The 22,817-nt window shown below is 75.5% G+C and carries 14 protein-coding genes and 1 pseudogene; 4 read left to right on the plus strand and 11 right to left on the minus strand.

The window, feature by feature from the left end; genetic code table 11:
* Positions 1-86 precede the first annotated feature (86 nt).
* The 3 genes from ACWPWV_RS05870 (at position 87) to pntB (ending at position 6,060) form a co-directional block, all read left to right on the plus strand.
* On the plus strand, positions 87-2,894 hold the full coding sequence (locus ACWPWV_RS05870) for a flippase-like domain-containing protein (protein ID WP_454041999.1): 2,808 nt from the start codon (positions 87-89) through the stop codon (positions 2,892-2,894).
* 131 nt (positions 2,895-3,025) lie between these two features.
* Positions 3,026-4,669: a Re/Si-specific NAD(P)(+) transhydrogenase subunit alpha gene (locus ACWPWV_RS05875; RefSeq protein ID WP_454042000.1), complete on the plus strand. Its 1,644-nt coding sequence runs from the start codon at positions 3,026-3,028 to the stop codon at positions 4,667-4,669.
* On the plus strand, positions 4,666-6,060 hold the full coding sequence (gene pntB / locus ACWPWV_RS05880) for a Re/Si-specific NAD(P)(+) transhydrogenase subunit beta (protein WP_454042001.1): 1,395 nt from the start codon (positions 4,666-4,668) through the stop codon (positions 6,058-6,060). The genes ACWPWV_RS05875 and pntB overlap by 4 nt, the downstream gene beginning before the upstream one ends.
* Before the next feature lie 93 nt (positions 6,061-6,153).
* Here the strand turns inward: pntB and ACWPWV_RS05885 are convergent, their stop codons facing one another.
* The 10 genes and pseudogenes from ACWPWV_RS05885 to ACWPWV_RS05930 all read right to left on the minus strand — a co-directional run bounded on the left by ACWPWV_RS05885 (position 6,154) and on the right by ACWPWV_RS05930 (position 19,428).
* Positions 6,154-8,325 (minus strand): tetratricopeptide repeat protein, encoded by a 2,172-nt coding sequence (locus tag ACWPWV_RS05885; protein ID WP_454042002.1) that lies wholly within the window; start codon positions 8,323-8,325, stop codon positions 6,154-6,156.
* A 92-nt stretch (positions 8,326-8,417) separates the two neighbouring features.
* Positions 8,418-9,317: an HpcH/HpaI aldolase/citrate lyase family protein gene (locus tag ACWPWV_RS05890; protein ID WP_454042003.1), complete on the minus strand. Its 900-nt coding sequence runs from the start codon at positions 9,315-9,317 to the stop codon at positions 8,418-8,420.
* Positions 9,314-9,877, minus strand: coding sequence for a MaoC family dehydratase (locus ACWPWV_RS05895; protein WP_454042004.1), 564 nt, complete (start codon positions 9,875-9,877; stop codon positions 9,314-9,316). Before ACWPWV_RS05895 ends, ACWPWV_RS05890 begins: the two co-directional genes overlap by 4 nt.
* A 129-nt stretch (positions 9,878-10,006) precedes the next feature.
* Positions 10,007-11,182 carry an acyl-CoA dehydrogenase family protein gene (locus ACWPWV_RS05900; RefSeq protein WP_454042821.1) on the minus strand — a complete coding sequence of 392 codons (1,176 nt, stop codon included), beginning with the start codon at positions 11,180-11,182 and terminating at the stop codon, positions 10,007-10,009.
* Positions 11,179-11,505, minus strand: coding sequence for an acetyl-CoA carboxylase biotin carboxyl carrier protein subunit (locus ACWPWV_RS05905; protein WP_454042822.1), 327 nt, complete (start codon positions 11,503-11,505; stop codon positions 11,179-11,181). The genes ACWPWV_RS05900 and ACWPWV_RS05905 overlap by 4 nt, the downstream gene beginning before the upstream one ends.
* Before the next feature lie 910 nt (positions 11,506-12,415).
* Positions 12,416-13,825: pseudogene (locus tag ACWPWV_RS05910) on the minus strand (acetyl-CoA carboxylase biotin carboxylase subunit); the annotation flags it as partial.
* Positions 13,822-15,474 (minus strand): carboxyl transferase domain-containing protein, encoded by a 1,653-nt coding sequence (locus ACWPWV_RS05915; RefSeq protein WP_454042005.1) that lies wholly within the window; start codon positions 15,472-15,474, stop codon positions 13,822-13,824. The gene ACWPWV_RS05915 and the pseudogene ACWPWV_RS05910, both read right to left, overlap by 4 nt.
* On the minus strand, positions 15,471-17,057 hold the full coding sequence (locus ACWPWV_RS05920) for a dihydrolipoamide acetyltransferase family protein (protein WP_454042006.1): 1,587 nt from the start codon (positions 17,055-17,057) through the stop codon (positions 15,471-15,473). Before ACWPWV_RS05920 ends, ACWPWV_RS05915 begins: the two co-directional genes overlap by 4 nt.
* Positions 17,057-18,112 carry an alpha-ketoacid dehydrogenase subunit beta gene (locus tag ACWPWV_RS05925; RefSeq protein ID WP_454042007.1) on the minus strand — a complete coding sequence of 352 codons (1,056 nt, stop codon included), beginning with the start codon at positions 18,110-18,112 and terminating at the stop codon, positions 17,057-17,059. Before ACWPWV_RS05925 ends, ACWPWV_RS05920 begins: the two co-directional genes overlap by 1 nt.
* Positions 18,109-19,428 (minus strand): thiamine pyrophosphate-dependent dehydrogenase E1 component subunit alpha, encoded by a 1,320-nt coding sequence (locus tag ACWPWV_RS05930; protein WP_454042008.1) that lies wholly within the window; start codon positions 19,426-19,428, stop codon positions 18,109-18,111. Before ACWPWV_RS05930 ends, ACWPWV_RS05925 begins: the two co-directional genes overlap by 4 nt.
* A 147-nt stretch (positions 19,429-19,575) precedes the next feature.
* On the opposite strand from ACWPWV_RS05930, the gene ACWPWV_RS05935 reads away from it, so the two are divergent.
* Complete coding sequence (locus ACWPWV_RS05935; RefSeq protein ID WP_454042009.1) at positions 19,576-20,049, plus strand: Lrp/AsnC family transcriptional regulator; 474 nt, start codon at positions 19,576-19,578, stop codon at positions 20,047-20,049.
* Positions 20,050-20,091: 42 nt separating this feature from the next.
* Here ACWPWV_RS05935 and ACWPWV_RS05940 read toward each other — a convergent pair whose 3' ends face one another.
* Positions 20,092-22,503: a glycosyl hydrolase family 95 catalytic domain-containing protein gene (locus ACWPWV_RS05940; protein ID WP_454042010.1), complete on the minus strand. Its 2,412-nt coding sequence runs from the start codon at positions 22,501-22,503 to the stop codon at positions 20,092-20,094.
* Positions 22,504-22,817: the final 314 nt, after the last annotated feature.

Below are 22,817 nucleotides of genomic sequence, written 5' to 3' on the forward strand. Positions count from 1 at the left end.
ACGTGCCGGACGAAGCGGGTCGAATCACCCGGAGGAATCGGCCAAATACCGCGCCTGCTCGGGCGCCCCGCCCTAGACTCGCAGCCATGCCCGTGACTCCCCACGAGACGCCCGAGGGCCGCCCGGCCACCGGCTCCGTCGTGGAGGTCGGCAGCCTCGTCGACAGCCCGCGCGCCGAGCCCCGGCCGCAGACCGGGGCGTTCGAGGCCCTGCTCGCGCGCCCGGCGCCCGTCGACGAGGGCACGGTCCGCGTCGTCGACACGGCGGAGCAGCGTGTCCGCCACCCGAGCGACCTCGTCAACCTCGTCCTGTGCGCGGTCGGCGTGGCGCTCGTCATGCTCATGTCGGTGTTCGCGCACGGCACGACCGAGGGCGTCGCGGAGGACGTGCAGAACTTCTCCGACATCCTCGCCCGCGTCCTGTTCGTCCCCGTGGCCGTGCTCGAGGGCCTCGTCACGCTGTTCGTCCCCACCGCGGTCCTCATCGAGCTCGGCGTGCGCCGGCTCGGCCGGCAGGTCGTGGAGTCGATCGTGGCCGCGGCGCTCGGGCTGCTGCTCGGCATCCTCGTCACGCTCGCCGTCATGGAGTGGGGGTCCGACGAGCTCGTCCGCGGGCTGTCGATCTTCACGCAGGGCGAGTGGCGGCTGACGATCCCCGGCTACGTCGCCGCGCTCGGCGGGCTGCTCACGGCGGCGGGCACCCGGACGAGGCGCCGGACCGTCGCGTGGTCGTGGAACCTCATCTTCGTCGCCGTCGGGGTCGTGCTCGTCACGGGGCAGGTGTCGCTGCCCGGCATCCTCATCGCGCTCCTGCTGGGGCGCATCGCCGGCCTCGCCGTCCGGTACGTGTCCGGGGTGCGCAGCGAGCGCGCCTACGGCCCCGAGCTCGTCGCCGGCGTGCGCCGCGCCGGCTTCGCCCCCGTCGCGCTCGTCCGCGTGCGCGACGTGACGGACGACGACGAGCTCGCGGAGGCGGCCGACGACCCGATCACGGAGGTCGACGCCGAGGGCCACATCACCTCCGAGGTGCACGTCGGCGTCCTGCGCGCACCGGGCGCCGGGAACGACGCCGGGACGGTCCTCACCGCCGACGCCGCTCTCGCGCGACGCCACCTCGCGGGCACGGCGCCCGCCGAGGAGGCACCGGGCGGGCGCCCGGACGTGGCCGGGGGCCCGGCTCGGGCGCGCGAGGCCGCACCCTCCGACCCGGCGGCGATCGCGCTGACGCGCGCGGGCGACAACCGCGTCTACGCGATGCTCGACGAGGGCGGCGGCCGCCGGGACGTCGTCGTGCTCGACGGCGACCGGCAGGTCGTCGGCTTCCTCACCCGCTTCTGGCGCTCGCTCCGGCTGCGCGGCCTGGAGGGCCGCACCGCGATCTCGCTGCGCGCCGCGGCCGAGCGGACCGCGCTCCTCAACTACGCCGCCCGTGCGGCCGGCATCCGCACCCCGCGTCTCCTGGGCGTCGCCGAGGCGGCCGACTCGATGGTGCTCGTGCAGGAGCACGCCGGGGGCGCCGTGTCCCTGCGCGACCTGCCCGCCGACCGCGTCAGCGACTCGGTGCTCGACGAGGCGTGGCGCCAGCTCACGCTCGCCCACTCCGCGGGCATCGCGCACCGGGCGCTCACGTCCGACGTCGTCCTCGTCTCGCGCGAGCCGGCCACCGGCGCCCCGGAGGTCTGGCTCACGGGGTGGGACCAGGGCGACATCGCGTCGTCACAGCTCGCGCGCCGCATGGACCTCGCGCAGATGGTCGCGCTGCTCGCGCTGCGCGTCGGCGCGCGCCGGGCCGTCGAGTCCGCGGTGAGCGTGCTGCCCGACGAGGACATCGCCGCCATCGGCCCGCTCCTGCAGTCGATCGCGCTGCCCCCGAGCACGCGCGAGGAGATGCGGCAGGACAAGGAGCTGCTCAAGGAGCTGCGCGCCGCGCTCGTCGAGCGGCTCCCCGAGGCCGACGTCGAGCCGCAGCGCATCACACGGTTCGGCGCCCGCACGGTCATCACCCTCGCGCTCGCGGTCGTCGCGGTGACGGTGATCGTCACGAGCATCAACTTCGCCGAGATCACGGAGGCCGTCTCCCAGGCCAACCCCTGGTGGGCGGTCATCTCGTTCGCGCTCGGCGTGCTCACGTGGGTCGGCGCGGCCCTGACGTTCGTCGCCTTCTCCCCCGTCCACCTGCCGATGATCCGGGCGACGCTCACGCAGGCCGCCGGGTCGTTCGTCGCCCTCGCGGCGCCCGCCGGCATCGGCCCGGCGGCGCTCAACCTCCGCATGCTGCAGAAGCGCGGCGTCTCCACGCCGGTCGCCGTCGCGACCGTCGGGCTGGTCCAGGTGTCGCAGTTCGTCGTGACGATCCTGCTGCTCGTCGTCCTGTCGATCTTCACGGGCGACGGCGGCCTCGTGCAGCTCCCGTCGACGACCGTCCTGCTCGCGATCGGCGGCGTCGCCCTCGCGGTCCTCGCGACGCTGCTCGTCCCGGCCGTCCGCAACTGGGTGCTCGCGAAGATCCGCCCCACGCTCCAGCAGGTGTGGCCGCGCCTGTCGGAGCTGCTCGGCCAGCCGGGCCGGCTCGCGATCGGGTTCGGCGGCAACGTCGTCATGACGCTGGGGTACGTGCTCGCGTTCGACGCCGCGCTCGCCGCGTTCGGCCAGGAGCTGTCGCTCGTCGACGTCGCCGTGATCTACCTCGTCGGCAACGCGGCCGGCGCGGCCGTGCCCACCCCGGGCGGCCTCGGCACCATCGAGCTCGCGCTCACCGCCGGGCTCACGGCCGCCGGCGTCCCGGTCGCGCTCGCGACGTCCGCCACCGTGCTGTTCCGCGTCGCCACCTACTGGGGCCGCATCCCGTTCGGCTGGGCGGCGATGCGCTACCTGCAGAAGAAGGGCGACCTGTAGGGCCCGTCCACGGGACGTTCGGCCCGTCCGCCGTGCGCCGCGGACTGGGTAGGCTCGCGGCGCACCGTCGGCAGCGAGGCCGACGGCGTCGGTGATGCTCGGCCGTGCCCGACGATGTGAGGAGCCCGCACGTGAGGATCGGTGTCCCCCGCGAGGTGAGGGACGGGGAACGGCTCGTCGCCGCGACCCCGCGGACGGTGGAGCGCCTGCGCGCGCTCGGGTACGAGGTCGTCGTCGAGCACGACGCCGGGGCGCGGGCCACGTTCGCCGACGCCGCGTACGAGGACGCCGGGGCGTCGGTCGTCGACGCCGCGACGGCGTGGGGCGCCGACGTCGTCGTCGCGGTCAACGCCCCGACCGACGACCAGGTCGCGCTGCTGCACCCGGGCGCGACGCTCGTCGCGATGCTCTACCCGGGCAGCCGGCCCGGGCTCGTCGAGCGCCTCGCCGGCGCCGGGGTCACCGCCCTCGCGCTCGACGCCGTCCCCCGCATCTCGCGCGCCCAGGCGCTGGACGTGCTGAGCACGCTGTCCAACGTCGCGGGCTACCGCGCGGTCGTCGAGGCGGCCCAGGAGTACGGCGGGATGTTCGCCGGGCAGGTCACCGCCGCAGGCAAGACGCCGCCCGCGAAGGTCTTCGTCATCGGCGGCGGCGTCGCCGGGCTCGCGGCCGTGGGCACGGCGTCGAGCCTCGGGGCGCAGGTGCGCGCGTTCGACGTGCGCTCAGAGGCCGCGGAGCAGATCGAGTCGCTCGGCGGGGTCGCCGTGCGCGCGCCCGAGGCGCAGCAGCACATGAACGCCGACGGGTACGCGCGACCGCTCACGCCCGAGCAGGAGCAGCACGCGCTCGAGGTCTACGCGCGCGAGGCGGCCGACGCGGACGTCGTCGTCACGACGGCGCTCGTGCGGGGCGTCGCGCCGCGCACCCTCACGGCGGCGGCGGTCGCAGGCATGCGCCCCGGGAGCGTCGTGGTCGACCTCGCGGCGTCCGGCGGCGGGAACTGTGAGGTCACCGTGCCCGGCGAGCGCGTCGTGACCGACGGCGGCGTCGTCGTCCTCGGCTGGACGGACCTCCCCGGACGTCTCCCGCAGCACACGTCGCAGCTCCTCGGGACGAACGTCGTGCACCTGCTCGAGCTGCTCACGCCCGGGAAGGACGGTGTGACCGCGCTCGACCTCGACGACCCGGTGCAGCGCGGCATGACCGTCGCGCGCGACGGCGAGGTCCTGTGGCCGCCGCCGCCCGTGGCGGTGAGCGCGGCGCCACCACCGCCCGGTGAGCCCGCACCCCCGGAGGACCCTGCCGTCGCCGCGGAGCGGGCTGCCTCCGCCGCGGCCGAGGCGGACCGGCGCCGCGCGCTCCGTGGGCGCCGGCGCCTCGTCGGGGCCGCGCTCGCCGCGGTGCTCGTGACGCTCGCGCTGTCGTTCGCGCCGCCGTCGCTCGTCGGGCACATGACCGTCTTCCTGCTCGCCGTCGTCGTGGGGTACTACGTCATCTCCCACGTGACGCACTCGCTGCACACACCGCTCATGGCCCAGACGAACGCCATCTCCGGGATCATCCTCGTCGGCGCGCTCCTGCAGATCGGCTCGGACGACTGGCTCGTCACGACCCTCGCGTGCGTCGCGGCGGCCGTCGCGAGCATCAACATCTTCGGCGGGTTCCTCGTGGCGAACCGCATGATCCGCATGTTCCGGCGCGGCGCGCCCGCCGGGTCGACCGCGGGCACGACGCCGGGCACCTCCGCCGGCACGAGCGCGGGAGCGGTCCGATGACGCCCACGTCCGTCGCCCAGGCCGTCTACGTCCTCGCGGCGCTCCTGTTCGTCCTCAGCCTCGCGGGCCTGTCCCGCCAGGAGACCGCGCGGCGCGGGAACCTCGCGGGCGCCGTCGGCATGGTCCTCGCGCTCGGCGCGACGATCGTCCTCGCGCTCGACACGAGCCGGCGCCCGGCGGTCGTCACGGCCCTGCTCATCGCGTGCGTGCTCCTCGTCGGGGCGGTCGTCGGCACGTGGCGCGCGCGTCGCGTCGAGATGACGCAGATGCCTGAGCTCATCGCGATCCTCCACAGCTTCGTCGGCCTGGCCGCCGTGCTGGTCGGCTACAACTCCTACCTCACAGAAGGACACGACCCGGCGCACCTCGTCGAGGTCTACCTCGGCGTCCTCGTCGGCTCCGTGACGTTCACGGGCTCCGTCGTGGCCTACCTCAAGCTCTCGGGACGGGCACGGTCCGCGCCGCTGCAGCTGCCCGGGCGCAACCTGCTCAACCTGGTGGCGCTCGTCGCGAGCGTCGGTCTCCTGGTGTGGTTCGTCGGGGCGCCGTCGGTCTGGCCGCTGCTGCTCATGACCGTCGTCGCGCTCGCGCTCGGCTGGCACCTCGTCGCGTCGATCGGCGGCGGCGACATGCCCGTCGTCGTCTCGATGCTCAACTCGTACTCCGGCTGGGCCGCCGCGGCAGCCGGCTTCATGCTCAGCAACGACCTGCTCATCGTCACGGGCGCGCTCGTCGGCTCCTCCGGCGCGATCCTCTCGTACATCATGTGCCGGGCCATGAACAGGTCGTTCCTGTCCGTGATCCTCGGCGGCTTCGGCGCGGAGGAGGGCACTGTCTCGGTGTCCACGGACGAGCACGGCGAGCACCGCGAGACCCACGCCGAGGACGTCGCGCGCCTCCTCGCGGACGCACGCAGCGTCGTCATCACGCCGGGCTACGGCATGGCCGTCGCGAAGGCGCAGTACCCGGTCGCCGAGCTCGTCGAGCTGCTGCGCTCGCGCGGCGTCGACGTGCGGTTCGGCGTGCACCCGGTCGCGGGCCGCCTGCCGGGGCACATGAACGTTCTCCTCGCCGAGGCCCGCGTGCCGTACGACGTCGTGTTCGAGATGGACGAGGTCAACGACCGCTTCCCCGACACCGACGTCGTCCTCGTCATCGGCGCCAACGACACCGTCAACCCCGCCGCGCTCGACGACCCGGGTTCGCCCATCGCGGGCATGCCGGTGCTGCACGTGTGGGAGGCGCGCGACGTCGTCGTCTTCAAGCGGTCGATGGCCACCGGCTACGCGGGCGTGCAGAACCCGCTGTTCTTCCGCGACAACACGTCCATGCTGTTCGGCGACGCGAAGGACCGCGTCGAGGGCATCGTCGCCCACCTCCGGGTGGGCTGACGCGCCGCGGTCAGGTCCAGGGACGCAGCAGCGCCCCGGTGCGCCGAGCAAGGGTCCGCGTCCGGCGGACGCCAGCGGGACGCCGGCGTCCGGTCAGGCGTCACCGAGCGCCGACACCACCTGGTGCTCGAGCACCTCGGGGAGCTGCGCAGCGGCGCCGCGCACGTCGAACCCGTGGTCCTGCGCCTGCTGGAGCAGGACCGCGGCGCGTGCCGGGTCCGGGAGGGTGCCGTCGCCCGTGAGCGTCATGACGCCCGCGGTGAACAGCGCCCGGCCGTTGCCCTGCTCGCCGGCCCGCACGTACAGCGCGAGCGCACGCTGCGGGTCGCGGGGCCGCCCGTCTCCCGTCGCGTGCTGGGCGGCGACGTTGTAGAGCGCGCGCGGGTGCCCGGCCGCGGCCGCGCGCTCGAGGTGGTCGCGCGACCGCTGTGGGTCCGCGGTGGTCCCCTGGCCGGTCGCCGTGAGCACGGAGAGCTCGAACAGCGCGTCCGCGTTGCCGCGCTCCGCCGCCACCTCGTGGTCGCGCACCGATGCCGCGGCGTCCTTCGGGTAGCCGTAGCCGTTGTAGCGCATCCAGCCGCGCAGCACGTGGACCGCGCCGTCCGCGTCGTCGGCGACCAGGCGATCGAGCCGCGCCGCGACGTCGTCCGCCGGGTAGAGCTCGCGGAAGTAGCGCTCACGCGCCCAGGCGAGCGCCGCCTCGCGCGCCAGGTCGTGCCGTCCGGTGCGCGACCCGACCTCGTCGGCCTTCTGGTACGCCAGGAGCATGAGCTGGGCCGCCTGCGGCGGGAGGAGACCGATCAGGTGCTCGTTGCGCACGAAGGCGTCGCGCAGGCCGTGACCGGCGGCCAGCAGCCGCGCGGCGTCCGACGCCGGGTCCCGGACCACCGCGGCGGCCACCTCGAACGCCGTCCCCCCGGTCGCGCGCCGCCCGTCACGCGACGTCGCGGCCCCGGCGCCTCCGTCCACCGCGGCGGGCTGGACGGGTGCCGCCGGCCGGCCCCCGTCACGCACGGCCGCGCCCCCCACGAGCTCCCCGGTGGCGTCCCGGAGCTCTCTCGTCCGGCCGTCCGACCAGACCGCCCGGAAGCCCGCCGGGAGCGACAGGTAGCGCACGAGGTGTGGCGCCCTGCGGTACAGCTCGTGCGCCGGCACGGGCAGGAGTCCGCCGCGCGGCTGCTCGGCGATCGGCTTCACGACCCAGCCCGAGGCCCCGTCCCCGGTCGCGTGCGTCCGCTCGACGTACATCTCCGGGGCGTCGAAGACGCCGTCGTACACCAGCACCGTCTCGGTGAACCGGGTCGGCTGCCAGCCCGTCCGGCAGAGGCTCTCGAGCTCGCGCTGCTGGCGGTGGACCTCGAGCATCGGGCCGACGTCCCACGTGAGGGTCGTGATGCCGTCCTTCGTGAGGTCCGTGGCCGCGACCCGCAGGTCGTCGCCGTCCGGCGAGAGCGCGGCCCACCAGAACCCGTACCAGGTGCCCCGGCCGGCGGCCACGTTCACGGGGTCGGTGGACGCGTACCAGTCGAGGAGGCCCTTCGACCACGGCAGCAGGGCGGGCGTGGTGCGGATCCACACGCGGCGCCCCTGACGCGAGCGCACCTCGGCGGTCACGGTCTCGGGGACCCGCGTCGGTGCGCCGTCGGCCCACCACCGCACGGCGTCCGCCGCGGGCGGCGGCCACTCGGTCCGGGCGTTGGCGATCGAGTCGAACGCGTGGACCTGCTCGCCGTCGAACATCGCGACGTACCAGTGGCCGGGACCGTGCGCCCGGTCGACGCCGACCACCGCGAAGGCACCCTTGCCACGACCGCGCAGGCGCTCGGCGATCTCGTCGGGCGTCGTCTGCTCGAACGCACCACCCATGAGGTCGGCGAGCTCGGCCTCGCTCGGACCCGTCGGCGTCGCCACGCGCGTCTGACCGCCCTGGAGGAACCCGACCATCGAGGCGACGGCCGACGCCGCGTGGTTGACGGGGCGCTCGGCGAGCGTCGTGTCGTTGCGGTGGCCGGCGGTGAACGCCTGGACCATCTGGCCCTGCGAGAAGCACGACTCGCGCACGTACGCCGTGCCGTCGAAGCCGACGACCGCCTGCGCGCCCCCGCGGCCCGGGGTCCACACGTGGAAGCCGCCCGGGACGACCTTGCTGTGCCGCGTCGCGGTCGCGACGTCGACGCCGAGGAGCGTCGCCGCGCGCGCCACGAGGTGGGGGAACCCTTCGGTCCAGTGCTGGGACTGCTGGGCGTGCGGGTTCGCGTCGGTCACGCGGACGAGGCTACGGTCTGGCGACGCCGTCCCGCGCCGACGCCCATGGGGAGCGGTCCCCATGCCTTCGCCGTGGTGCGCTGACCTTCCCGTCAGCGCGGGGCGGCCCGGCGCAGCACGGCCTCCGCGTGGCGCAGCACCGGCCCGTCGACCATGCGGCCCTCGTGCGTGAAGACCGCGTCCGGTCCTGCGGGGTTCGCCGCCGCGGCGGCGAGCAGCGCCCGAGCGGCCGCGAGCTGGTCCGCGGTCGGCGCGTGCGCGGCGCGGATCACCGGGACGTGGCTCGGGTGGATGCACGCCGTCGCGGCGAAGCCGCTCGCGGCGGCGTCCTCGGCCTCCGCGCGCAGACCGTCCAGGTCCGCGATGTCGACGTGCACCGCGTCGATCGCCGCCTTCCCCGCCGCCCCGGCCGCGAGGAGCACGGCCGCGCGGGCGTGCCGCGCGACGTCGCGGTAGGAGCCGTCCGCGCGCCGGCTCGACGTGCCCCCGAGCGACGCGACCAGGTCCTCCGCCCCCCACATGAGGGCGACGACCTCGTCCCGGCGCGCCAGCTCGGGCGCCGCGAGGACCCCCGCCGCGGTCTCGCACAGCGCGACGACGCGCACGCCGGGGAGCGTGCTCGCGAGCGCGGGCAGCGACGCGAGGAGCTCCGGCCCGGCCTTCGCGACCATGACCGTGCGGAGCCGCGTGTCTGCGAGCGCCGCGAGGTCGAGCGCGTGCTCGCGCGTGCCGACGGCGTTCACCCGGAGGACCGTGCGGGCCGGGTCGAGCGTCGCGGACGCCTCGACGACGGCGCGGCGCGCGGCGTCCCTCGCCGCGGGCGCGACCGCGTCCTCGAGGTCGAGGATCACGCCGTCCGCGCGGTCCGCGGCCTTGGCGAACCGCTCGGGCCGGTCCCCGGGGCAGAACAGCAGCGCCGGTCCGAGCGCGAACGGCTCCCGCGCGTCCGCCGGGAGGGTCTCGTCCGCCCCGTGCCCGACGCCGTCGCTCACCACGCGCCCGCCTCGTCGCCGGAGGTGAGGCGCGGCCCGGCGGGCCGCGGCGGACCGGCCGACCCCGCGCCGTCGGGCACGGTGGTGGCCTCGTGGGCCGCGCGCGTCCAGAACAGCGCCGTGCGGACGGCCCGGGCGACGAGCTCGCCGCGCTGGTCGAGGCCCCGGTGCTCGAGCGAGACGACCCCCTGCCCGGGCCGGGACGCGGAGAGCCGCTTCTCGAGGACCTCCGTCTCGGCGTAGAGCGTGTCGCCGTGGAACACGGGCCGCGGGAACTCGACCTCGCGGAACCCGAGGTTCGCGACGATCGTGCCCTGCGTGACCTGCCCGACCGACAGCCCGACGAGCGTCGACAGCGTCATCATCGAGTTCACGAGCCGCTGGCCGAACGGCTGCGTCGCGGCCCACGCGGCGTCGAGGTGGAGCGCCTGGTGGTTCATGGTGAGCGTGGAGAACAGGACGTCGTCCGCCTCGGTGAGCGTGCGGCCGGGTCGGTGGCGGTACACCACGCCCGGCTCGAGCTCGTCGTAGTACAGGCCCCGCTGGACCACCTCGCGCATGCTGCTCCTCCCGCTCCTCCGGCTCCGGCGACGTCCGCCGAGAACGACCCCGCTCGCCGTCGAGCACGACCTGAAGGTCGTCAACCGGTCGATGGCGTCCTTCAGGTCGTGTTCGGCGGGTGACCGCGGTCAGCTCTCCAGGCCCAGGCTCCTCGCGATGACCATGAGCTGCACCTCGGTGGTGCCCTCGCCGACCTCGAGCACCTTCGCGTCACGGTAGTGCCGGGCGACCGGGTTCTCGTTGAGGAACCCGTAGCCGCCGAAGATCTGCGACGCGTCGCGCGCGTTCGCCATCGCGGCCTCGCCGCCCACGAGCTTCGCAACCGACGCCTCGGCCTTGAACGGCTTGCCGTGCACGAGCTTCTGCGCGGCGTCGAGCCACGCGAGCCGCGCGGTGTGGACGCGGGCCTGCATACGGGCGATGGTGAACGCCACGTGCTGGTTCGCGCCGATCTCGCGGCCGAAGACGACCCGCTCCCGCGCGTACCGCAGCGCCTCCTCGAGGCAGCCCTGCGCGGCGCCCGTCGCGAGCGCGGCGAACGCGATGCGGCCCTCGTCGAGCGCGCGCAGGAAGTTGGCGTACCCGCGGCCGCGCTCCCCGAGCAGGTTGCCCGCCGGGACGCGCACGTCGGTGAGCGTGAGCGGGTGCGTGTCGGACGTGTGCCAGCCGACCTTGTCGTACGCCGGACCCACCTCGAACCCCGGCGTGCCGGCGGGGACGACGATGCTCGACAGCTCCTTGCGCACCTCGCCGCCCGGCACACGCGTCTCGCCCGTGACGGCCGTGACCGTCACGAGGCTCGTGATCGGGGTGCCGGAGTTGGTGATGAACTGCTTGGAGCCGTCGAGCACCCACTCCTCGCCGTCGAGGCGCGCCGTCGTCCGGGTGCCGCCCGCGTCGGAGCCCGCCTGCGCCTCCGTGAGGCCGAACGCCGCGAGCGCCCGCCCGGCGAGCAGGTCGGGCAGCCACGTCTCCTTCTGCTCGAGCGTCCCGTGCCGGAAGATCGGCACGATGCCGAGCCCCACGCCCGCCTCCAGCGTCACCGCGATGGACTGGTCGGCGCGCGCGAGGGCCTCCACGGCCAGGCACAGGGACACGTAGTCCTTGCCCTGACCTCCGACGTCGCGCGGGAACGGCAGCCCGAACAGCCCGAGCTCGCCCATCTGCGCGATGATCTCCATCGGCAGCCGCCGCTCGGTGTCGTACCGGTAGGCGGCGGGCGCGACGACGTCGTCGGCGAAGTCCCGCACGACCTGGTACAGCTTCGCCTGCTCGTCGGTGAGCAGGGTGTCGACCTCGATCATGGTGCTCCCTGGGTGTCGGAGGAGGTCGCCGGCGCAGCGGGGTGTGCCACGACGGCGTCGGTCCGGGTGGTGGTCGTGCTGGGGGCCGGGCCGTCGGGGTCGCTCCCGGCGGGTCCGTCCGCGGCGGTCGCCGGTGTCGGCTCGACGACGGCGACCACCTGGTCGCGGCGCACGAGGTCGCCGGGGCGCACGGCGACGCGCACGACGCCGTCGTGCGGCGCCAGGACGGGGTGCTCCATCTTCATGGCCTCGACCGTGACGAGGACCGCGCCCGCGCTGACCGGCTCGCCGTCGGGGGCCGTCGCCACGACGGTCCCGGGCATCGCGGCGCGGCCCTCCGGGGCCGTCGCGGCGGGGGTGCCCCCCCGCGGCCCGACGGCGCTCGGCCCGGCTCCGCGCGGCGCGCTCCGCCCGGTCGGGTGCCGCGAGGGCGACGACCCGGCCGTCGCGGTGGAGCCACACGACCGCAGGTTCGCCGTCCGCGGCGGGTTGCCGCGCGAGCCGCACCCGCTCGCGCGTGCCGTCGACCGTGAGCCACCACGCGTCGTCGTGCCGGGTGTCCGGTTCGAGCGACGCCCGGACGTCGAGGGCCCGGGCACCGCCCGTGCTCGCCCCGTCCGCTCCGTCCGTCGTGCCGTCGGCCGCCGCGTCGACGTGCACGACGGCGCCGCGCGCCGTCCCCCGGACCCGCACCTCGTGCTCTGCCCGCCCGGCCGGCCCGGTCACGTCACGCAGCACGACGACGCGCGCCGCCGCCGGCGCGTTGAGCCGCCACCCGTCCCCGGCCCCCCACGGGTCGCCCTCTCCCCCGCCGAGCACGGGCTCGCCCACCCCATCCGCACGAGAACGGTGGCCGCCCCCGTGGTCGGTAGCCCGGACGACGAACATCGCCGCCGCGACGAGGTCGACCGCTGACACACCGGACGAGGCAAGCCGGTCGGAGCCACGCACGCCGCCGCCGACGGGCGACACACCGGACGAGGCGAGGGGGTCGGAGCCACGCACGCCGCCGTCGACGGGCGACACACCGGACGAGGCGAGGGGGTCGGAGCTGTGCACGCCGCCGTCGACAGGCGACCCACCGGACGAGGTGAGGGGGTCGGGGGTGTGCGCGCCGTCGTGGTCGGGTCTGGCGGGAGCGGGCGAGGAACGAGCCCGCGGAGGGTAGACGGCGCGCGCACCCCCGACCCCCTCGCCGGACCCGACCACGTCACCAGCACCAGCACCAGCACCGAGGAACCTGTCGATCAGGCCGGTGTCGAGCCGCCCTGCCCGGACGTCCTCGTCGGCGAGCAACGACCGCAGGAAGCCGACGTTCGTCTCGACCCCCAGCACGACCGTCCGCGCGAGCAACCCGTCGAGCCGCTCGATCGCCGCCGCGCGCGTCGGCGCCCACGCGACGGCCTTCGCGAGCATCGGGTCGTAGTCCCCGCCGACGACGGTCCCGCTCTCGATCCCGGAGTCGAGGCGCAGCGGCGACGCGCCGGGCCCGGCGTCGACGCCGCCGTCGTCGTACGCGAGCACGGTCCCCGTCGCGGGGAGGAAGCCGCGGTCGGGCGACTCGGCGTAGACGCGCGCCTCGACGGCGTGGCCGCGGAGCACGACCTCGTCCTGACGCAGCGGCAGCCGCTCCCCCGCCGCGACGCGCAGCTGGAGCTCGACGAGGTCGAGGCCCGTGACCATCTCGGTGACGGGGTGCTCGACCTGCAGGCGGGTGTTCATCTCGATGAAGAAGAACTCGTCGGGCGCCGCGGCGGGGACGAGGAACTCGACGGTCCCCGCGCCGACGTAGCCGACGGACCGCGCGACCTCGCACGCGGCCTCGCCCATCCGCGCGCGCCCGGCGACGGAGAGCAGCGGCGAGGGCGCCTCCTCGACGACCTTCTGGTGGCGGCGCTGGAGCGAGCACTCGCGCTCGCCGAGGTGGACGACGTTCCCGTGCGCGTCCGCGAGGACCTGGACCTCGACGTGGCGGGGCGCCTCGACGAGCCGCTCCAGGAGGAGCGTGTCGTCGCCGAACGACGACGACGCGACCCGCCGCGCGGACGCGAGCGCGACCGGCAGGTCGTCCGCCGACCGCACGACGACCATGCCCTTGCCCCCGCCGCCGGCGGACGGCTTGACGAGGAGGGGGAACCCGACGTCGGGCGCGGCGGCGAGCAGCGCGCCGTCGGACATCCCGGGCTCGCCCGCGCCGGGGACGACGGGCACGCCGCGCGCGGCGACGATCAGCTTCGCGGCGAGCTTGTCGGCCATCGCCTCGAGCGCGTCGACACCCGGACCGACGAACGCGATCCCGGCGCGCGCGCACGCGGTCGCGAGGGCGGGGTTCTCCGACAGGAAGCCGTAGCCGGGGTGGACAGCGTCGGCGCCGGTCGCGACGGCTGCGGCGACGACGGCGTCGACGTCGAGGTACGACCGGGTGGCCGCCGCCGGTCCGAGGCGCACCGCGACGTCGGCCTCGCGCACGTGGCGCGCCCCGGCGTCGGCGTCGGAGAACACCGCGACCGACCGGGTGCCGAGGCGGCGCAGCGTGCCGATCACGCGGCACGCGATCTCGCCGCGGTTGGCGACGAGGACGGTGCCGAACGGCCGCGCCGCGGGCGGGCTCGGGGGGACGGGCTGCACGGTCACGGGCGTCACATCCGGAAGAGCCCGAACCGGGCGCTGGTCTGCTCGGCCACGCCGAGGGAGGCGAGCGGCGTGCGCGCGCACACGCCGAGGGCGAGGCCGAGCACGCGACGCGTGTCGGCGGGGTCGACGACGCCGTCGTCCCACAGCCGGGCCGTGGCGTAGTACGGGTTGCCGTGCTCGTCGTAGGAGGCGCGGATGCCGTCGGCGAACGCGGCCTCCTCGTCCGGGTCCCAGCTCTCGCCCCGCGCGGCGAGCTGGTCGCGCTTGACCGTCGAGAGCACCGACGCGGCCTGCGGCCCGCCCATGACGGAGATGCGGCTCGCGGGCCACGACCACAGGAACCGCGGCGAGTACGCGCGTCCGCACATCGAGTAGTTCCCGGCGCCGAACGACCCGCCGACGATCACCGTGAGCTTCGGGACGCGTGTCGTCGCGACGGCCGTGACCATCTTCGCGCCGTCCTTCGCGATGCCCCCCGCCTCGGCGTCCGTGCCCACCATGAAGCCGGAGATGTTCTGCAGGAACAGCAGCGGGATGCCGCGCTGGTCGCACAGCTCGACGAAGTGCGCGCCCTTGAGCGCCGACGCGCCGAACAGCACGCCGCGGTTGGCGAGGATCCCCACGGGGTGCCCGTGGATCCGCGCGAACCCCGTGACGAGGGTGTCGCCGTACTCGCGCTTGAACTCGTGGAAGCGGCTGCCGTCGACGAGGCGCGCGACGATCTCGCGCGGGTCGTACGGGGCCTGGACGTCGGTCGGGACGGCGCCGTACAGGCTCGCGCCCCGTCCGGCCGGGTCGTCGGCGCCGACGACGGGCGGCTCGGTGCGCTCGACGTCCCACGCGGGCTCCGGGTCGGGCGGCAGCGTCGCGACGATGCGGCGCACGGTGTCGAGGGCGTCGTCGTCGTCCTCGGCCAGGTGGTCCACGACGCCGCTGCGCCGCGCGTGCAGCTCGCCGCCCCCGAGCTCCTCGGCCGTGACGACCTCGCCGATCGCGGCCTTCACCAGCGGCGGCCCGCCGAGGAAGATCGTGCCCTGGTCACGGACGATGACGGTCTCGTCGCTCATCGCGGGCACGTACGCGCCGCCCGCGGTGCACGAGCCGAGCACGGCGGAGATCTGCGCGATCCCCGCGGCGGAGAGCCGGGCCTGGTGGAAGAAGATGCGCCCGAAGTGGTCGCGGTCGGGGAACACCTCCGCCTGGCGCGGCAGGAACGCGCCGCCCGAGTCGACGAGGTAGACGCACGGCAGCCGGTTCTCGAGCGCGATCTCCTGCGCGCGCAGGTGCTTCTTCACCGTGAGCGGGTGGTACGTGCCGCCCTTCACCGTCGCGTCGTTGCACACGACCATGACCTGACGGCCGCTCACGAGGCCGACGCCGGCGACGACCCCTGCGGCCGGCCACGCGCCGTCGTCGACGCCGTGGCCCGCGAGGGGCGCGACCTCCAGGAACGGGCTGCCCTCGTCGAGCAGCCGGTCCACGCGGTCGCGCGGGAGGAGCTTGCCGCGCGACACGTGCCGGTCGCGCGCCGACGCCGGACCGCCGAGCGCGGCGGCGGCCGTGCGCTCGCGCAGGTCCTCGGCGAGCGCACGCTGCGCGGCGTCGTTCGCCTGGGCGGCCGGCGAGCCCGGGTCGACGGCGGTCGTCAGGACGGTCACGCGGTCGTCCTCTCCGCGCGGCGAACCCCGGGTCGTGCGTCAGGGTCGCCGTCCGGTGCCGTCGGACCCGGGGTGCGGCGGGTCGGGCCACCCAGGAGCGCGAGGCCGGGGTCCTCGAGCAGCGCCCCCAGGTCCGCGAGGAAGCGGGCGCCCTGCTCGCCGTCCACGACGCGGTGGTCGAACGACAGGCTGAGGGTGGCGACGTCGCGCAGGGCGACCTCGCCCTCGTGCTCCCACGGCTGCCGTCGGACCGCGCCGAGCCCGAGGATCGCCGCCTCGCCCGGCACGAGGATCGGCGTCCCGGCGTCGACGCCGAACACCCCGACGTTCGTGATGGTGATGGTGCCGCCCGTGAGCCGCTCGGGCGGCGTGCGGCCGGCGCGGGCCGTCGCGGTGAGCTCGACGAGCGCGTCCGTGAGCGCCGGCAGGTCGAGCGCGTCGGCGTGCGGGACGTGCGGCACGACGAGCCCGCGGTCCGTCGCGACCGCGATCCCCAGGTGCACGTCGTGGTGCCGCCAGATCTCGGCGGAGCCGTCGGGCAGGTCGTGCCAGGCGCTGTTGAGCGCGGGGTGCCGCGCGAGGCTGACGCACAGCGCGCGGGCGACGAGGGCGAGCACCGTGACGCGGCTGTCCCGCGCGAGCCGGTGCGTGCGCAGGCGGTCGAGCAGCTCGACGCTGCGCGTGACGTCGACCGTGAGGAAGACCGTCGCGTGCGGCGCGGTGAACGCGCTCGCCACCATCGCCGCGGCCGTGTGCTTGCGCACGCCGCGCACGGGGACGCGCTCGACGGCGGTCGCGGGACCGGTCGTCGGGAGGACCGGGCTCGCGCCGACGTACCGGTCCCGGTGCCCGTCCCCGCCGGGCGCCGCGACGTGGCTCGGTGCGACGTCGCGGTGGCAGCTCACCGCCGCGAGCACGTCGGCGCGCGTGATGAGACCCCCGGGGCCCGTTCCCTCGACGCGCTCGAGGTGCACACCGAGCTTCTTCGCGAGCGCGCGCACCGGCGGCGTCGACCGCGGCCGCTCGGTGGCGGCCTGTCCCGAGGGCGCGGTGCTCCGCTCGGGTGACCCCGGGTCCTCGGGCAGTGCCCGGCTGCCGAGGCGACGGCGGCGCGCCGGGCGGCCCGTGCTGTCCGGGCGCGCGCCGTACCCCACGAGGTTCGGCTCCACGACGTCGCGGGCGTCGGCACCGGCCGGACCGACCTCGACGTCACCGGCTCGCTCGTCGTCGCCGAGCCCGGGGTTCAGCGGCACCCGGGCCTCCGGTCGGCGCACGTCCCCGGGTTCGGCGTCGGGCGGTGACGCCGGGCCCGTCGGCGTGCGGTCGCCCGACGCCGCGGGGTCGTCGACCTCGAACGTGACGATCGGGTCCCCGACGTTCACCGTCTGGCCCTCGACGGCGTGCAGCGTCGCGACGACGCCCGCGTACGGCGACGGCAGGTCGACGAGCGCCTTGGCCGTCTCGACCTCGGCGATGACCTGGTTGAGCTCGACGCGGTCGCCCGCGTGGACGTGCCAGATGACGATGTCGGACTCGGTGAGGCCCTCCCCGAGGTCGGGGAGGCGGAACTCGCGTGTCGTCATCACCGCGACACCCCCTCGAGCTCGGACGCCCGTGCGGGCTCGGCGGGGACGGGGACCGCGCCCCCACCCGGCCCCCGGCCGAGCACCCGGTCGACCCCGTCGAGGATGCGGTCGAGGTCCGGCAGGTAGTGGCTCTCGAGCCGCGCCGGCGGGTACGGCATGCCGTGCCCGGTGACGCGCACGGGCGCGGCCTCGAGGTGCTCGAAGCAGCGGTGGGTCATGGTCGCGACGACCTCGGCACCGAGCCCGGCGTGGCTCGGCGCCTCGTGCGCGACCACGAGGTGGCCGGTCCGGCGCACGGACGCGGCGACCGTGTCGTGGTCCATCGGGGACAGGGACCGCAGGTCGACCACCTCGACCGACACCCCCTCGTCCGACGCGGCGACGGCGGCGTCGAGCGCCGTCCCGACGAGCCCGCCCCAGGTGACGAGCGTGACGTCGCGCCCCTCGCGCAGCACGTGCGCGCGGTCCATCGGCGGCGCGAGCGCGAGCGGGATCTCCTCGACCTCGCCCTTGAGGTGGTACCGCCGCTTGGGCTCGAAGAAGATCACCGGGTCGTCGCACGCGACTGCCTGCCGCAGCACCGTGGACGCGTCCTGCGGGGTCGCGACGGACACGACGCGCAGCCCGGCGACGTGCGCGAACAGCGCCTCGGGCGACTCCGAGTGGTGCTCGGCCGCACCGATGCCGCCGCCCACCGGGATGCGGATCGTGATCGGCAGCCGCACCCTCCCGGCGGTGCGCGCGTGCATCTTCGCGAGCTGCGACACGATCTGGTCGAACGCGACGAACACGAAGCCGTCGAACTGGATCTCGCACACCGGCCGGTACCCGCGCATCGCGAGCCCCACCGCCGTGCCGATGATCCCCGACTCCGCGAGCGGCGTGTCGAGCACGCGCCGCGGCCCGAACTCGGCCTGCAGGCCGTCGGTCACCCGGTAGACGCCGCCGAGCCGGCCGACGTCCTCGCCCATGACGACCACGCGGTCGTCGTCGGTCATCGCGCGGCGCAGGCCCGCGCCGAGCGCCTTCGCGAGCGTGAGGGTCGTCGTCATCGTCCCGCCCTCCCGTGCGTCCCCGTGCCCGACGCCGCGGCGGCGCCCGACCCGTCCGTCTTGCCCGCACCGTCGTCGAACGACGCGAGATAGCGCGCGTAGTCGGCGCGCTCGCGCGCGAGGGGCGCGTGCGGCTCGGCGTACACGTGCTCGAAGAGCGACGACGGCGGCGGGTCCTCGAGCGCGACGCACCCGGCGCGCAGCTCGGCGGCGGCCGCGTCGGCGACGTCCTGCACGCGCCCGGCCTCCGCGTCGTCGAGCACCCCGACGCCGCGCAGGTACGCCGCGTAGCGCGCGACCGGGTCGCGCCCCGCCCACAGCTCGAGCTCGGCGGCGTCGCGGTAGCGCTTCGGGTCGTCCGCGGTGGTGTGCGGTCCCATCCGGTACGTGACGGCCTCGACCAGGGTGGGGCCGCCGTCGTGCCGGGCGCGGTCCAGCGCCGCGCGCGTCACGGCGAGCACGGCGAGCACGTCGTTGCCGTCGACGCGCACGCCCGGCATGCCGAACCCCCGGGCACGCTCGACGAGGGGCACGCGCGACTGGAGCTCGACCGGCTCGGAGATGGCCCACTGGTTGTTCTGGCACACGAACACGACGGGCGAGCGGTAGGTCGCGGAGAAGACGAACGCCTCGTTGACGTCGCCCTGGCTCATCGCACCGTCGCCGAAGTACGCGACGCCCACGGGCAGGCCGCCCGCCGGGTCGACGCGGCCGGCGTCGACGTCGAGCTGGACGCCCATCGCCCACCCGGTCGCGTGCAGGGCCTGCGCACCGATGATGACCTGCGGCGACGCCATGCCGATCGCGTACGGGTCCCAGCCGCAGACCGTGACGCCCCGCCACACGCGCACGAGGTCGACCGGCGAGGCGCCCCGCACCGACGCGACGGCGTGCTCGCGGTAGGACGAGAAGACGAAGTCGTCACGCCGCAGCGCGCGCGCCGACCCGATCTGCGCGGCCTCCTGGCCGAGCAGCGGCGGCCACAGGGCCAGCTCGCCCTGGCGCTGGAGCGCCGTCGCCTCGGCGTCGAGACGCCGCGCGACCACCATGTCCTCGTAGAGCCGCAGGAGCACCGACCGGGCGGCGTCCCGGGCCGGGCCGTCGTCCGCGCGGAGATCGAGGTCGGAGAGCCACCGGTCGTGCTCCGCGTCCGGACGGCGCGTGCCGTCGGGGTCGAGGAGGCGCACCGTGCGCGTCTCGTCGTCCTGCTCTGCTCGTGCGTCGCGCGGGGTCTCCGCACGGTGACCGTCGTGCTCCGTCGGCAGGGTCTCCACCGTCGTCGAGCCGGTCCGCACCGCAGGTTCGCTGGCCACCATGCCACCTCGCCTTCGAGTACTGCTGGGAGCCGGACCTCATCGTCGAGGACCGGGTAGGGCGAACGTAACCCCGGTCACGCACATGGCTCCACCGACGTCCGACACGCTGCGCAGAGTGACGGCCGTCACGGTGCTACGTTGAGCAGCATGCACAGCGCCGACGCTGTCGACCTCGACCTCCTCCTCGCTCTCGCCGACGACCCGCGGGCGACGATCGTCGCGCTCGCCGACCGGCTGCGGCTCTCCCGCAACACCGTCGCCGCGCGGCTCGCCCGGCTCGAGGCCGAGGGCGCCTTCCTCGACCTCGACCGGCGCATCGACCCGCACGTGCTCGGCCACCCGCTCGTCGCGTTCGTCGAGGTGCAGCTGCGGCAGAAGGAGCTCGCGCGCATCGTCGAGGACGTTGCGCGCATCCCGGAGGTCGTGCAGGCGCACGGCCGCAGCGGCACCGCCGACCTGCGCGTGACCGTGGCCTGCCGCGACACCGACCACCTGTTCCGCATCGACGCCGCGATCCTCGCGATCGACGGCGTCGAGCGGACCGAGACCTCGCTGTCGATGGGCGAGCTCATCCCCTACCGGCTGCGCCCGCTCATCGAGAAGCAGCGCAGGTCGCGCTGAGCGGTCCTGCACCGCGGGCCCGCCCGGCGAGATCGGGTCGGTTCAGCCCTGGCTCGCCCAGGAGCCGAGGTCCAGCATCGGGGCGCCGCCGTGCGCCGGCACGACACGACGGTCCTCGCCGTCGACCCGGACGCGCACGGGGCGGGCGTCGGGCGCGCGGTCCGCGACGACGTCGTACGAGACGACCCTGCCGTCGCGCCACCGCGCGCTCACCCCGTAGCCGCCACGCGCGCGAAGACCGGCGAAGGAGCCCTCGGCCGACCAGGCGGCGGGCAGGGCGGGGAGCAGATGGAGGAACCCGTCGTGGCTCTGGAGCAGCATCTCCGCGACCGCCCCGGTGATGCCGAGGTTGCCGTCGAGCTGCATCGGCGGGTGCGTCGCGAGCAGGTTCGGCAGCGTGCTGAACCGCAGGAGCCCGCGGACCATGCACAGCGCGCGGTCCGCGTCGCCGAGCCGCGCGAACAGCGCCGCGCGCCAGGGCCACGTCCACGAACGACGGCTGTCCCCCGAGACGGTCGCCTCGTCGAACGGCACGCCGTCCCGCTCGCCGCACCGGGCCTTGAGCGAGACGAGCGCGGCGTCCCGCAGCCCGGGCGTCGCGGCCGTGATCTGCCGCCCGGGGAACACCGCGAACAGGTGCGACGTGTGCCGGTGGAGGTCCTCGGGGTCGTCCCGGTCCTCCTGCCACTCCTGGAGCTGGCCCCACCGCCCGACCCTGTTCGGCGCGAGCCTGCCCAGCAGGCCGGCGACGACGGCGCGGTGGTCCGGGTCGGCGTCGAGCGCCGCGGCGCAGTCCAGGTAGTTCTCGAACAGGTCGCGCACGATCTGCTGGTCGTGCATCACGCCGTCCTCGCGGGGCCCGTGCTCGGGCGACCAGCCGTCCGGGGCGACGAGCGCGCCGTCGGGCCGCTCGACGAGCCGGTCCTCCCAGAACTCGCACACCTCGCGCAGCACGGGGTAGGCCGTGGCCTCGAGGAACGCGCGGTCCTGGGTGAAGGCCCAGTGCTCGTAGAGGTGCTGCGCGTACCAGGCGCTCGCGACGGTGTTCCACTCCCACGCGTTGCCGCCGAAGATGCTCTGCGACGTGCGGGCTGTCCAGCCTCGTGTCGACGCGCCGAACGCGTTCCGGGTCGCGACGCGGCTCGGCACGGCCACCTGCTCGACGAACGCCGCGAGCGCCTCGTGCGTCTCGGGGAGGTCCGTGGTCTCGGCACCCCAGTAGTTCATCTGGACGTTGATGTTGGTGTGGTAGTCGCAGCCCCAGGGCGGCTGGTTCTCGTCGTTCCACAGGCCCTGCAGGTTCGCCGGGAGGCCGCCCGGGCGCGACGACGCGTGCAGCAGGTAGCGCCCGTACGCGAACAGCGTCTGCTCGAGCGACGGGTCCTCGCCGCCGTCGGCGTAGCGCGCGAGCCGGCGGTCCGTCGGCAGCGCGACCACGTCCGGCGCGGACGTCCCCCAGTCGACGTGCACGCGCGACATCGCCTCACCGACGTGGGAGACGTGCTCGGCACGCAGCTCCTCGAACGGCCGCGCCGCCGCCGCGGCGAGCGCCGCGTCGAGCACCGGCACGGGGTCCTCGCCCCGCCAGCCGTGCGCGGCGCTCAGGCGGTAGTCGGTCCGGGCGTCGACGAGCACCGTGAGGCCCGCGGCGCCGACGACGCGGAGCGCGGTCCCGTCCGACGTGACCTCGACCGTGGGCTGGACTCCCTCGTGGCTGCCGTGACCATCGCCGTGACCGCCGTCGTGATCGCCGTCGTGCGTGCCGTCCTGCTCCCCCGTACCGCCCCCCGGCGCGGTGGCGATCACCTGCACGGTGGCCGCGTGGCGCAAGCCGTTGGCGAGCACGCCGCGGAACGCGAGCCGACGAGCCTGCCCGTCGACGACGGTCGGGGCGTCCTCCTGCGCCGAGTCGAGCGTGATCGTGGCGGTCAGGCCCGACGGCGCGTCGGTCGTGCAGCGCAGCACGAGGACGTCCGCGACGTGGCTCGCGAAGGCCTCGCGCCGCACGGTCCCGGCCGGGCCGGGGACCGTCGTGGTGTGGATCCCGACGGCCGGGTCGAGCGCCCGGCGGTAGCCGGTGGGACCTGCGGCTCCCGGGGCACGCCCGGCGCCCGGCCCGTCCTCGGCCGCGCCCACACCCGTGTCCTCGGCGAAGGCAACCCGCAGCACGCCGAACGCGCGATAGGAGCCGAAGCCCGTGACACCGATGTCGAAGGCGTCGTCGGGCACGCCCGCGAGGGCGTTGTCGTAGCCGTTCGTCCCGCCCCACAGGCTGTGCTCGTTGAGCTGGACGACCTCCTCGTCCAGCCCGCCGGACAGCGTCGCCCCGAGACGTCCGTTGCCGAGGGGGAGGAACTCGGAGGACCAGTCGCCCGCGGGCGCGTCGTACCGGAGCGCGACGGCCGAGAGCTCGGTGTCCGGCAGGGCACCGCGGGGGTCGGGCGCGAGAGTCACAGAAGGCTCCGTGTCGTCAGGGGTCGGATGTCTCGCCAGGGGCCTCGATGTCCCGCCGGGCACGTCTGCGCGGTGAGACGCCGGAACGCCCTGCGCGGTGAGACGCCGGAACGCCCTGCGCGGTGCGACGCCCGGAAGGCCCGGCCGCGACCCGACGCCCGGGAGCACGACCGACGTCGGGCTCTGGCGGGTTCATCCTGGCCCATCATCGATCAGATGTGTACGCCCGTCGCCGCTGCTGGCGGCGCCGGAGCTGAGCCGACGCCGCGCGACCGTGGACCACGCGTCTCCGCCGACGCTGCGCAGCTCAGCGC

It is taken from the genome of Cellulosimicrobium sp. Marseille-Q8652 (genome assembly GCF_965112045.1).